The 12,815-nt window shown below is 39.5% G+C and carries 9 protein-coding genes and 1 tRNA gene; 6 read left to right on the plus strand and 4 right to left on the minus strand.

Translation table 11 applies throughout. The annotated features are described in order from the left end of the window. Positions 1-73: 73 nt before the first annotated feature. Entirely contained in the window at positions 74-2,653 is a 2,580-nt protein-coding gene (gene mutS, locus L2737_RS04845) for a DNA mismatch repair protein MutS (RefSeq protein WP_248954956.1), read from the minus strand. A gap of 412 nt (positions 2,654-3,065) precedes the next feature. On the opposite strand from mutS, the gene recA reads away from it, so the two are divergent. Continuing rightward, a complete protein-coding gene (gene recA, locus L2737_RS04850; protein WP_102526964.1) occupies positions 3,066-4,124 on the plus strand; it encodes a recombinase RecA in 1,059 nt (352 codons plus the stop codon). A gap of 292 nt (positions 4,125-4,416) precedes the next feature. On the opposite strand, the gene L2737_RS04855 is transcribed toward recA, so the two are convergent. The 3 genes from L2737_RS04855 to egtB form a co-directional block, all read right to left on the minus strand. Then, a complete protein-coding gene (locus L2737_RS04855; protein ID WP_248954957.1) occupies positions 4,417-4,821 on the minus strand; it encodes a nuclear transport factor 2 family protein in 405 nt (134 codons plus the stop codon). 112 nt (positions 4,822-4,933) lie between these two features. Next, positions 4,934-5,923: an L-histidine N(alpha)-methyltransferase gene (locus L2737_RS04860; protein ID WP_248954958.1), complete on the minus strand. Its 990-nt coding sequence runs from the start codon at positions 5,921-5,923 to the stop codon at positions 4,934-4,936. 18 nt (positions 5,924-5,941) lie between these two features. After that, complete coding sequence (egtB, locus tag L2737_RS04865) at positions 5,942-7,246, minus strand: ergothioneine biosynthesis protein EgtB (RefSeq protein ID WP_248954959.1); 1,305 nt, start codon at positions 7,244-7,246, stop codon at positions 5,942-5,944. Between the two features lie 475 nt (positions 7,247-7,721). Here egtB and L2737_RS04870 point away from each other — a divergent pair, with 475 nt between their 5' ends. The 5 genes from L2737_RS04870 (at position 7,722) to L2737_RS04890 (ending at position 12,808) form a co-directional block, all read left to right on the plus strand. Next, complete coding sequence (locus L2737_RS04870; RefSeq protein ID WP_248954960.1) at positions 7,722-7,949, plus strand: hypothetical protein; 228 nt, start codon at positions 7,722-7,724, stop codon at positions 7,947-7,949. 6 nt (positions 7,950-7,955) lie between these two features. Further along, a complete protein-coding gene (locus L2737_RS04875) occupies positions 7,956-8,336 on the plus strand; it encodes a hypothetical protein (protein WP_248954961.1) in 381 nt (126 codons plus the stop codon). Between the two features lie 460 nt (positions 8,337-8,796). Continuing rightward, positions 8,797-11,421, plus strand: coding sequence for an alanine--tRNA ligase (gene alaS / locus L2737_RS04880; protein WP_248954962.1), 2,625 nt, complete (start codon positions 8,797-8,799; stop codon positions 11,419-11,421). Positions 11,422-11,906: 485 nt separating this feature from the next. Further along, positions 11,907-12,107, plus strand: coding sequence for a carbon storage regulator CsrA (gene csrA, locus L2737_RS04885; RefSeq protein WP_102526966.1), 201 nt, complete (start codon positions 11,907-11,909; stop codon positions 12,105-12,107). Positions 12,108-12,716: 609 nt separating this feature from the next. Beyond that, positions 12,717-12,808 (plus strand) — tRNA-Ser (locus L2737_RS04890). Positions 12,809-12,815 lie beyond the last annotated feature (7 nt).

Raw genomic sequence — 12,815 nt, forward strand, 5'->3', positions numbered from 1 at the left:
GCAAATCTTCAGATTAAAAAGCCGCTACATTTTACTGTTGCGGCTTATCATCAAATAGTTAACCAATAGCGTCTTACAGATTAGTTAATCGCTTGAGTTCATACAGCATATCTAAAGCTTGTTTAGGGCTGTAATCATCAGGATTAATCTGAGCGAGCTTTTCTGTCGCAGCTGATGATAGCGGCTCAGGCATGGTAAGATTAAGTGCCTCTTGGATAGGGACATTCTGTGTATTCGCTAAATCGCGACTTTCAAGCATATGCAGTTTTTGTTTGGCAGCTTTTATGACATGAGCTGGTACGCCTGCAAGTGATGCGACTTGTAATCCATAACTTTTACTTGCTGCGCCTTCTTGCACTGCATGCATAAAGGCGATGGTGTCATCATGTTCTACGGCATCTAAATGCACATTGGCAGCGCCTGATATTTGTTCAGGTAGTTGAGTTAACTCAAAATAGTGAGTTGCAAATAAGGTTAGCGCTGCCACTTTTTCAGCTAAGTATTCAGCTGCAGACCACGCAAGCGATAGTCCATCATAGGTTGATGTTCCTCGGCCAATTTCATCCATTAATACTAAGCTTTTCGCTGTCGCATTGTGAAGGATGTTTGCTGTCTCAGTCATTTCAACCATAAAAGTTGAACGCCCAGATGCCAGATCGTCAGATGCGCCAATACGGGTGAATATGCGATCAATGGGGCCAATCACTGCTTTTTGCGCAGGCACAAAACTGCCTATATGTGCCATAAGCGTGATTAGCGCGACTTGGCGCATATAGGTTGATTTACCGCCCATATTAGGCCCGGTGACAATCAGCATACGTCGCTCTGGTGCCAGTGCAACTGGGTTGGCGATAAATGGACTTTGGCTGACTAGTTCAACGACTGGATGACGACCCGCTTCTATATGAATACCAATTTCATTACTAATTTGTGGGCAGATATACCCTAATGTTTCTGCACGCTCAGCAAAATTACTGAGTACATCTAACTCCGATGCAGCTTGAGCAAATTGCTGTAATTCATGTAATTTGGGTAAAAGTAAATCGAACAATTCTTCCCAAAGTTGCTTTTCAATTGCCAAAGCTTTGCCTTGGCTTGAAAGTACTTTCTCTTCGTATTCTTTAAGCTCTGGGGTGATATATCGCTCAGTATTTTTAAGAGTCTGGCGACGTTGATAGCTTAATGGTACTTGATCAGATTGTAAGCGGCTGACTTCAATGTAATAGCCGTGCACTCGGTTATAGCCAACCTTTAGCGTATTAATGCCAGTTTGTTCTTTTTCACGGGCTTCCATTTGTACTAAATAATCATTGGCACCTTCGCTAAGGCCACGCCACTCATCTAACTGTGCATTATATCCTGAACGGATAACGCCACCGTCACGGATTAGCATTGGCGGGTTATCAACAATGGCTGATTGCAACAATTGTTGTTGCTCAGGAAACTCACCTAATAAAGCTGCTAAGCGTTGCATTTCAGCTTGTTTGCAGTGACTGAGTGTTTGTTGGATTTCAGGCAACAAATCTAAGGCTTGGCGAAGGCGTGCAAAATCCCTAGGACGAGCACTACGAATAGCAAGGCGAGCCATGATACGTTCGATATCGCCTAAGGCTTTTAATTGTTGGTGTAAGTCAGCGAATAAGCCTGTTTCTATTAACTCAGAAACCGCTTGTTGTCGTTGGCTTATATGCTGTTGATCGCGTAATGGTTGATGGATCCAGCGCTGTAACATTCGGCTGCCCATAGGCGTAGCCGTTTTATCTAATACCCAAGCAAGAGTGTTATCACGAGAACCCGAAAGATTAACGGTCAACTCAAGATTTCGCCTAGTTGCGGCATCTAAAATTATCGTATCAGCTTGGTTAAACATGGTAATGCTGCTGATATGGGGTAGAGCTGTTTTTTGGGTGTCTTTTACGTATTGCATAAGACAGCCAGCGGCTTGTAAAGATAAACGCGCATGGCTAACACCAAAGCCATGAAGGTCTTTTGTGCCAAACTGTTCCAGCAATAGCTGGATACTAGTGTCGTAATCAAATTCCCATTCAGGGCGACGTCTAATCCCCTTAAGGTTCTCGATAAGATGTCTATCAGCTAAATCTTCACTGTATAAAAGCTCTGCAGGGCTAGTGCGCTGCAACTCAGCTTCTAATGTTTCTGAATTCTCAAGTTCAACAATGACAAATCGACCTGATGACACGTCCAAGGTTGCGTAGCCATAGCCATTTTTACCTTGGTAAACCGCAGCGAGTAAGTTGTCTTGTCTTTCTTGTAATAAGGCTTCGTCAGTTAAGGTGCCAGGGGTAACAATACGAACGACTTTTCGTTCTACTGGACCTTTACTGGTAGCGGGATCGCCAATCTGCTCACAAATAGCGACTGATTGACCAATCTGTACTAGCTTGGCGAGATAACCTTCAACCGCGTGATAGGGTAAACCTGCCATAGGTATTGCATTGCCGCCACTCTTGCCTCTAGCAGTAAGTGAAATCCCTAATAGTTCAGAAGCCAGTTTGGCATCTTCATAAAATAATTCATAAAAGTCTCCCATACGATAAAACAAAAGCATCTCTGGGTGCTGTGCTTTTAGCGTCAAATATTGACGCATCATTGGGGTATGCTTTTCTAAACTTGGGTCTTCATTTACGGTCATTAAGTAGTTGCTCTTAATCTGGCTTTAATACGGGATAATAAACGGGGCTCATCTTAACAATATTTAGTTTGATTCCCAATAAGCGATGTTCATACAGTGACTTTTAGAAAGACAAGTACTGTTATTTATTACGAATTAAATCTTTGAAAACTCGATATTTTACATTCGCTCATACTAGTGTATACAGTAGTTTGTTCAATGAGGTCTTTGAGGTTTTAAAACTTATCTTGATTATTAGGCATTGATTAATAAGATAAAAATATTATACGAATGAAATAATGTCAAAAAAGTATACAGTAACTATTGATACTGTATGATTATACAGTATACTGAGCTCATATTGTTAGACAGACAAATTTATTCGTTACCAAGTTCGCATGTCGAATTGAGTCACCTTAAAGGGATAAAGAGAATGAAAGCAGATCCAAATAAAGAGAAAGCGTTAAATGCCGTACTAGGCCAAATTGAAAAGCAATTTGGTAAAGGTTCAATCATGAAGTTGGGCGCAGATCGCACAATGGATGTTGAAACAATTTCTACTGGCTCACTTTCATTGGATGTTGCACTAGGTGCTGGTGGTTTACCAATGGGACGTATCGTAGAAATCTACGGTCCTGAATCTTCTGGTAAAACAACCTTAACACTTGAAGTGATTGCAGCAGCGCAGCGCCAAGGTAAAACTTGTGCCTTTATTGATGCTGAACACGCACTTGACCCTATTTATGCGAAAAACTTAGGCGTAGATATTGATAACCTTTTATGTTCTCAGCCTGATACGGGTGAGCAAGCGCTTGAGATTTGTGATGCATTAACACGCTCTGGCGCTGTTGATGTAATTATTGTCGATTCGGTTGCTGCATTAACACCTAAAGCGGAAATCGAAGGTGAGATTGGTGATTCGCACATGGGCTTAGCGGCACGTATGATGAGCCAAGCAATGCGTAAACTTGCTGGTAACCTTAAGCAATCAAACACACTGCTTATCTTTATTAACCAAATCCGCATGAAAATTGGTGTTATGTTTGGTAACCCAGAAACCACAACGGGTGGTAATGCACTTAAGTTCTACGCTTCAGTTCGTCTTGATATTCGCCGTACAGGTGCGATTAAAGATGGTGATGCTGTTGTGGGTAATGAAACACGCGTGAAAGTGGTTAAGAACAAAATTGCTGCGCCATTTAGACAAGCTGAATTCCAAATTCTCTATGGTAAAGGGATTAACCGTACTGGCGAGTTAGTTGATTTAGGTGTAGCGCATAAGCTTGTTGAAAAAGCAGGTGCATGGTACAGCTATCAAGGCAATAAAATCGGTCAAGGCCGTGCTAATGCTGGTAAATACTTAGTTGAAAACCCAGCAATAGCTGAAGAGATTGAAACTAACTTACGTCAAATGCTATTAAGCAAAGAAAAAGAAGCAGCTCCTGCAGAGTCTGATGAAAATATTGATTTAGAAACAGGTGAAGTTTTTTAAATCGAGTTTAACTTAAGTATTCTAAACTTTGGTTAAGGGGCAATTGTTAGCCACTTGATGCAAATATAATAATCGCGATAGGCATATGTCTATCGCGATTTTTTTATGGTCTTTATTACGTAAGACTGGATATTATCTGTCATCAAAGTTGAAAAGCAGAATGTGGAAACATAAATATGGGCCAGACTAAACCGAGCCAGTCTAATACATAATCATGCCAATGTGAGCTAGGCTAAAATGAGCCAGATTAATACGAGTCAGGCTAATATGAGTCAGGTTAGTATGAGTCAAGCTAGTACATCGTATTGTTGTTTTTAGATTCACTTGGAACTTGTTGAATTGAATCCCAATGCTCAACAATTTTTCCCTGCTCATCAAAGCGGAAGAAGTCCATGGTGATATATTGGTCATTTCCAGGCCAAGTTTGATGGGTGTGTAATGCAACCAAATCACCTTCAGCGATCGCTCTAACAAAACGAATGCTCTTACCCTGATACTCTGCCATTTCGGTGAAATAATCGATAAAAGCTTGTTTGCCGTCACCAACAACCGGATTATGTTGAATGTAGTCTGCACCCACATATAAACCTACGGCTTTTTCTGGTTCACCTAAATAAGCCATTTCATAGAATGCGATCGCATTTTGTTTATTGCTATGAGTATCATGTGGAGTCTTATATGAAGTGTCATCTGCCATAATTATTATCCTATCAAAGTCATTATTGAATCGTATTAGAGAAAAGCTTGTTTTAATTATTCATCCTAAAATAGAGCTTATTCAACAGCTTGGTTCTTGCTCAAAGATAAAACTATTTCTGTACTTGCCAAAGGGAATCAATGAAGTACTCCTTGTTATCACTAAAATGTCTAATGACCTCAAACCCAGTTTTTTGACTGATAAAGTCAATGTCACTTTTTAAAAATTTAAACGAAAATTCTAAGTGTATAGGTTCAAATGCTTCAAAGTGAAAGTGGCGTTTTAACTCAGCGATATAAACGCTTTGCGGTTCAGTGGCAATGACATAACTTTCCATAGCACCGAGTAACGGACTGTAAACGCCAAAATGCTGAAATTTACTAATATCAAAGTCACCGCCAAGTTCGTTATTGATTCGTGTTAGTAAATTTAAATTAAAGTCACTTGTTAGTCCGCTAGAGTCGTTATATGCCTTAGTTAGCACATCGACGTCCTTCTTTAAGTCAAACCCCACAATTAAGTAATCATTGTTGTCCATGTTCATCCATAGACGACGCAGAAAACCTTGGTTTTGGACTCGGTCAAAATTACCTATGTTTGATCCAAGAAATAATACTAACTGTCGATTTTTAGACGTTTCCCGAACTTGACGCAAACCTTCGAAATATTCAGCGACGATGCCATGACACTCAACAAACGGGTGAGGGCTAATGGTCTCTTTTAGCATTAACATCGCTTTTTCTGAAATATCGATCGGGTAGTAATTTACTTTACAATTATTATCGGTAAAACCATTAATGATTAACTGAGTTTTATGGCCATCTCCTGCGCCAAGTTCAATTATATCTATTTCTGATTCATTGATAAGATCTGCAAGTTGGTGTTTAGCGTAATCTAATATTTCGTACTCAGTTTTTGTCGGATAATAGTCAGGATGCTGAGTGATTTTTTGAAATATTTTACTGCCAGTATCATCATAAAAATATTTGGCCTGCAGTGCTTTTGGAGATGCGCTCAACCCTGTGAGCACATCGATAGCAAATTGCTCTTTATTCATTGCTTCAACAGCTTTTTTGCTGTTATCAATTTTAGATATTTTCACTTTTCATCCTTAATTTCTTCAATCTTTAGCAAGCCTGATGCCTGAAAACATCCATCGTTGGTGTGGTTGATAAAAGTTTCGATAAGTATGACGGTAATGATTTGATGGTGTCGCTATGCAACCCCCTCGAAGTACGAATTGATTACACATAAATTTACCATTGTATTCTTCAAGCTTTCCTTCAAATGGTTTGTAACCTGGATAAGCAGAATAATGGCTTTGGGTCCAACACCAGACTTGATGGGTTTGCGCATCGGCATTATTGGGATGAAAGACATTAGCCTGTAAATCGGTGGAGGTAAGTTCTTTATGAGCGAACTCTCTATGAAATAGAAAGTGCTCGTATTCTTGTTCTGTCGGTAAACGGCATTGTCGCCATTGTGCATATGCGGTTGCTTCAAAATAGCTGACATGAACCACAGGAGCATTTAAATCTATCGGGGCGAGTCCATGGAGGGTATATTCAAGCCATTGTCCATTAACTTGTCGCCAATAAAGTGGTGATATCAGGTTATTTTCGCACACCCAATCCCAGCCCATGCTCAGCCAATATTTCGTTTGCTGATAACCTTTTCCTTCAATAAATTGAAGGTATTCTCCATTGGTGACAAGGGTTTCTGATATCGAAAACCCAGTTAAATAGCTTTTATGCTGAGGACACTCATTATCAAATGCATATCCATCTCCTTGATGACCAATTTCTGTTAATTGGCTATCAAATCTTTGCCATGATGGCTTTACTTCTTTAGATGCTGGAAGCTGTTGCTGAAAATATGCAGGCGTTGATGGGTTGCAATGGAGGATATATTTGATATCCATATAAAGTAATTCTTGATGTTGCTGCTCATGATGAATTCCAATTTCAATCAGCTTTGCTACTTCAATACTTTGTTGGCTAGCTAACAAGTCACTATTTAATAAGCCACGTTCTAACAAATCCAAGTCAATAAATAGCTTGGCTATTAATTGATCTGTTTGTTCTCGGTATTGATAAATTTCTGCCACGGTCGGCCTGGAAAGGTGACCACGATTTTGTTGGGTCCAATGCAGCCCCGCAGCTTTATAGTAGGAATTAAATATTAGGCTGAATTGTTCACCGAATCTTTTATAGCCAGTTAAAAATGGAACTAGAATAAGCTCTTCAAAAAACCAAGTCGTGTGGCCTAAATGCCATTTGGGTGGACTGACTTCAGCGCAAGGCTGTATGCAAAGATCTTCTATTTCTAAACAACTACAAATTTGACTCGTTTCAGCTCTGGTTGCTTTATAGCGTTCAAGTAACAATAGGAATTTTGACATTTTAGGCGACGAGCTTATTTCCATATACACTTCCTTTTCCTTTCAATTCCAGTTTGATTCCGCACACAATAATTATTAACACCTATATATCATCTAGTTTAGTCCATATTTTCCACTTAAAATTTACCACTCAATTACGAAATAGGTTTAGTTTTTTGTTTATAAAGTAAAAGCATATAAGGTTATCTCTATATTAGATTTCTGACGATTAAATATACAAAATGTTTTCTAATGTAAATATAGATTATGACTCACTAATGATGACTGTTTTATGAAAGCCCACGCATGCAAACTCTATGTCCTATGTCCTATGTCCTATGGGCATTTGCAATAAGGGTAAAATTAATCCTCAGTATTTAATTAAAGTCCGACGAAAGAGATCTATTAAGACGCAAGCTTCTTTCGAACGAGTCTTTAAATTGATGAACGTTAAAGCAATAGATGGGCTTTTCGAGCTGAATAGAACCATAACTTGCATGGCTTATTTATTGGAATAGCTATGGCCCAAAAGCGTTTGTTTAATCAATTTATTCGCCAAATATTTAGTGGTGAAACTCAAGCTGGTAAGCCTGAAGCAGTAGAAGTTTGTTGCTCAAAAGCGGTTTTTGAAAACGAAACAATGATGCAGAAGCGAGCTGTAGAAAACCAACTGCCAATCAGTACGTTTATTTTTAAAGCCAGCAATCATACAGGGCTTGGTTATCGTATTTATTGGTTCTCACCTTAAACTGAAGTGAGCTTACGTGGTCATGGCACCTTAGCTGCTGCAGGTGTCATTATCAGTGAACTTAATACTGACATTAACCTTTCAAATTGCACATTTATAAACAAGCACATTACGGTTAAATCCAGCTCAACTAGTACATACACTCTTGAGTTGGCTGCCGTTGAACTTATAGCACCTTTATTATCATCTGGTTTGGTCGACGTTATCGATAGTCATATTTGTTTAGGTGAAACGACAAAGTCTGAAACTGTTGTTGATGAAGTCGTTGTTGATAATGCAGCGCAGCTTGATAATGCGAAACAAACCACTAATTTCAATGGTTATTTGATTTTCCATTCGCCAGTAAAGAAGCTGTTGTCATTTTTGATGTTGATGAAAAAGGTTTAGCGAGTGAACTCAACAAGCGCGGATTGTCACTTATCAAGCAGCCAATAAAAATGAGATGTTTATTAGATACTTTTCGCCATGATATGGAGCCAAAGAGGGTAGTTCTATCGGTTCAATTGCGCCAGATATTGCCGAATTCTGGCAATTTGAATACGGCGTTAACTACATTTGTGAGCAACTGTCTCTGTCTTGTGGGATCTATCAAGCTACTCGCAATACTAACAAGATAAGTGTTATCGCTAAGGTTTGTTAAAGCTAGGCGGATAAATGACAGGTTTTAGTGTTTCATTTCAATAAATTGAATTGTCGATTAACATAATCGCTCCCAAATGTAAGAAAATCGCTAATCTAAGCCGCTAGATTCTCGCACCTTCAGTTTGTTTAAGTATATAATGTTGCCAATATTCGAGCTGTTATACAGCTTCAAGATAAATAGAATTTATCCATTTAGGGCGATTTCATGTTTCAGACCACCACAGAATTAAGAAGCGCATTTTTAGCGTATTTTGGTAACAACGGACACCAAGTTGACGACAGTAGCTCATTAGTGCCGCATAACGACCCAACGTTATTGTTTACTAATGCGGGTATGAACCAGTTTAAAGAAGCTTTTCTTGGCTTGGAAAACCGTGGTTATACTCGAGCGACAACATCACAGCGTTGTGTTCGTGCTGGTGGTAAACATAATGATTTAGACAATGTCGGTTATACCGCTCGTCATCATACGTTTTTTGAAATGTTAGGTAACTTCAGCTTTGGCGATTACTTTAAAGAAGAAGCGATTTCATTTGCATGGAACTTCTTAACTCAAACATTGAAATTACCGACAGAAAAATTATGCGTCACTATCTATGATACTGATGATGAAGCATTTGAAATTTGGAATAAGAAAATCGGCGTTGCAGCTGAAAATATTATTCGCATTGGTGACAACAAAGGCGCAGCTTACGCTTCAGATAACTTCTGGCAAATGGGTGACACTGGCCCTTGTGGTCCATGTTCTGAAATTTTCTATGATCACGGTGAGCACATTTGGGGCGGCCGCCCAGGCACACCTGAAGAAGATGGCGATCGTTTCATCGAAATCTGGAATATCGTATTCATGCAGTATAACCGTCAAGCTGATGGTGAAATGCAGCCGTTACCAAAACCTTCAGTTGATACTGGTATGGGCATTGAGCGTATTGCAGCAATTATGCAAGGTGTACACTCAAACTACGAAATCGATATATTCCAAGCCTTAATCAAAAAAGCCGCTGAAATTATCAATGTAGAAGATTTAGAAAATAAATCATTGCGCGTTATTGCCGACCATATTCGTTCTTGTTCATTCTTGATTGCTGATGGTGTTATGCCATCAAATGAAGGTCGTGGTTACGTACTACGCCGAATCATTCGCCGTGCAGTTCGTCACGGTAATAAGCTAGGGGCGACTGAGACATTCTTTTACAAGTTATTACCTACACTTATCGAAGTGATGGGCGATGCGGGTAAAGGCCTTGTTGAAGCGAAAGCGATTATTGAAAAGTCGTTGAAAGCGGAAGAAGAACAGTTTGCAAGAACTCTAGAGCGTGGTTTAGGCATTCTAGATGCTGCATTAAACGAGTTAAGCACTAATGTGTTAGACGGTGAAACCGCATTCAAACTTTACGATACTTATGGTTTCCCTGTTGATTTAACGGCAGATGTTTGTCGTGAGCGTGATATTACTGTTGATGAAGCAGGTTTCGAAGCAGCAATGGCAGAGCAAAGAAGCCGTGCACAAGCAGCTGGTAACTTTGGTACTGATTATAACAGCGGCCTGAAAATCGAAGGTGAGACTGAATTCTGTGGTTACACCGAATTAAATGGTCAAGGCGTTGTAACAGCAATCTACGTTGAAGGTGTTGCAGTAGAGTCACTTGTCGCAGGACAAGACGCTGTCATTGTATTAGATAACACGCCGTTTTATGCTGAGTCTGGTGGACAGGTTGGTGATAAAGGTCAACTGTCTGTTGATGAAACGGTATTTACAGTCGCTGACACTCAAATTTTCGGTCAGGCTTTTGGTCATGAAGGTAAGTTAACTGCTGGAACCTTAACCCTTGGTCAAACCGTTAACGCTGAAGTGGATAAAAAACTACGTCATCGTACTCAATTAAACCATTCAGTGACGCATTTATTACATTCCGCATTACGTAATGTATTGGGCACGCATGTGAACCAGAAAGGTTCATTAGTAAACCCTGAACGTTTACGTTTTGACTTTGCACATTTTGAAGCTGTTACTGCAGCAGAACTTAAGCAAGTTGAAGAAATGGTTAACACTCAAATTCGTCGTAATCATCAACTGAAAACCGCAGTAATGGGGATTGATGAAGCCAAAGAGCAAGGCGCTATGGCGTTATTTGGTGAGAAGTACGACAACGAAGTACGTGTCGTTACCATGGGCGATTTCTCTATCGAGCTTTGTGGTGGTACTCATGTGGGCCGCACTGGTGATATTGGTTTATTCAAAATCACATCAGAAGGTGGTATTGCTGCGGGTATTCGCCGTATTGAAGCAGTAACTGGCGCAGCAGCAATGGCTTATGTAGCAGAGCAACAAGCTCAGCTTGATAAAGCGGCTTCATTACTTAAGTCTGACTCAGCTTCTGTGGTTGTAAAACTAAAAGCGCAGCTTGATAAAGTGAAGCAACTTGAAAAAGAAATGTCTCAGCTTAAAGACAAGTTGGCGGCAGCAGCCAGCGCAGATATTGCTGGCGAAGCCATTGATCTTAACGGCGTTAAAGTATTAGTTAAAAAACTTGAAGGTGCAGATCCTAAATCACTTCGTGGTTTGCAAGATGAATTAAAGCAAAAGCTTAATTCAGCGATTATCGTATTAGGCATTGCAAACGAAGGCAAAGTGAACTTAATTGCCGGTGTGAGCAAAGATCTTATAGGTAAAGTGAAAGCGGGTGAGTTAGTTGCTATGGTTGCTCAGCAAGTTGGCGGTAAAGGCGGTGGACGTCCTGATATGGCGCAAGCTGGTGGTACTCAGCCTGAGAAACTTGATGAAGCGTTAGCGTTAGTACAACCATGGTTAACAGAACGTTTAAGCTAGTAATGAACCAAAACAGTTCTAACGGATAGTTTAGGTGATGATTTAAGAGATTAAACTGTTTTATTTCATCATCTTTTGATCTCAGTCGCTTTATGGCTTGAGTGATTGTTTAAGGTTTGGCATAGTAGATTTATTGATGTTGGTTAATAAGTTAACCAACATCAATATTTTGTATAATCTGGTTCAAAGCACTACAAATTAATTGGTTATAGATTTTTATGCTAATTTGATGATGAAAGCAGCAACTTGATGCGAAAGTTCTGTTTTAGCTTTGTCTAAAGAATGGTCTGCAAATGTTAACAGCTTGATACAAGCAGACTTTTAAAATGCCAAAATTCTTTGATTTTCGATTTTTTACGCTAAAAAGCTTAAAAATTTTATTGATTTAGTGTCGTCACTAATGATTTGTATTAAGCTAACACTATTAAACGCGCATATTACGGATAGAAGCTGGTGTATGCTGATTGGACTAAAGGAGCAATCGAATGCTGATTTTGACTCGCCGTGTAGGCGAAACATTAATGATAGGTGATGAAGTGACTGTTACTGTACTGGGTGTTAAAGGTAACCAAGTACGTATCGGTGTGAATGCACCTAAAGAAGTATCAGTTCATCGTGAAGAAATTTATCAACGTATCCAGTCTGAAAAATCTGGAAATAGCACCCCTGAGGGTGGCAATTTCTGATAAATCAGAATTGTTCAGCGTTATACCATTTAAGCCAGTGAAAGCTGGCTTTTTTGTGTCTGACACAAAAATGAACCAACCTTTGATTATGAGCATTGAATAAAACCGAACCAGCTATTATTGAATGAGTTCGTCGTGTTTCGGTTTGTGTTATTTCTGTATGCCATGAACAATCTTTTAATGATTCGATTATTCTGTATAGCACTTTAGGTCTCCCAAAGCTTACTCAGGTTTTGCTGATTCTCTCATCGTTGTACTCGTATTTTATTCCTTCTTCTATCCACTCTACTATTTACTCTTCAATTCATGGTTATTCTCGCGTTGCAAGCTTTGGTGCTGTTATATAAAGAAGGCTTAATATCATGATTTGGCTAAGTGTACTTTTAAGGACAATAAAATCGTTGTCGATTGCAGAAATGGATAAACTGAAACGTCACGACATTAAATAGTGATATTGTTTTAAAGCAAAAAAACAAAAATCGGTAGGGTGAATTGAAAATATTTGTGGCTTAAGTCGGCAATATGATTAAAAACAGTTCAAATGAATATATGTTTCTGAAAAAGGGTTTGACTTATTTTCTTCAAACAGTAATATACCGCCCAAGAAACGGAGAGGTGGCCGAGTGGCCGAAGGCGCTCCCCTGCTAAGGGAGTATGGGCTTTAAATCCCATCGAGGGTTCGAATCCCTCCCTCTCCGCCATTTCTTA

It is taken from the genome of Shewanella electrodiphila, assembly GCF_023283985.1.
Classification (GTDB): Bacteria; Pseudomonadota; Gammaproteobacteria; order Enterobacterales; family Shewanellaceae; genus Shewanella; species Shewanella electrodiphila.

Excerpts from the sequence above, each read along its gene's own strand:
- L2737_RS04870 (WP_248954960.1), top strand. The coding sequence starts at position 7,722 with ATGGCCCAAAAGCGTTTGTTTAATCAATTTATTCGCCAAATATTTAGT.
- mutS (WP_248954956.1), bottom strand. The coding sequence starts at position 2,653 with ATGACCGTAAATGAAGACCCAAGTTTAGAAAAGCATACCCCAATGATG.
- recA (WP_102526964.1), top strand. The coding sequence starts at position 3,066 with ATGAAAGCAGATCCAAATAAAGAGAAAGCGTTAAATGCCGTACTAGGC.
- csrA (WP_102526966.1), top strand. The coding sequence starts at position 11,907 with ATGCTGATTTTGACTCGCCGTGTAGGCGAAACATTAATGATAGGTGAT.
- alaS (WP_248954962.1), top strand. The coding sequence starts at position 8,797 with ATGTTTCAGACCACCACAGAATTAAGAAGCGCATTTTTAGCGTATTTT.
- egtB (WP_248954959.1), bottom strand. The coding sequence starts at position 7,246 with ATGGAAATAAGCTCGTCGCCTAAAATGTCAAAATTCCTATTGTTACTT.
- L2737_RS04855 (WP_248954957.1), bottom strand. The coding sequence starts at position 4,821 with ATGGCAGATGACACTTCATATAAGACTCCACATGATACTCATAGCAAT.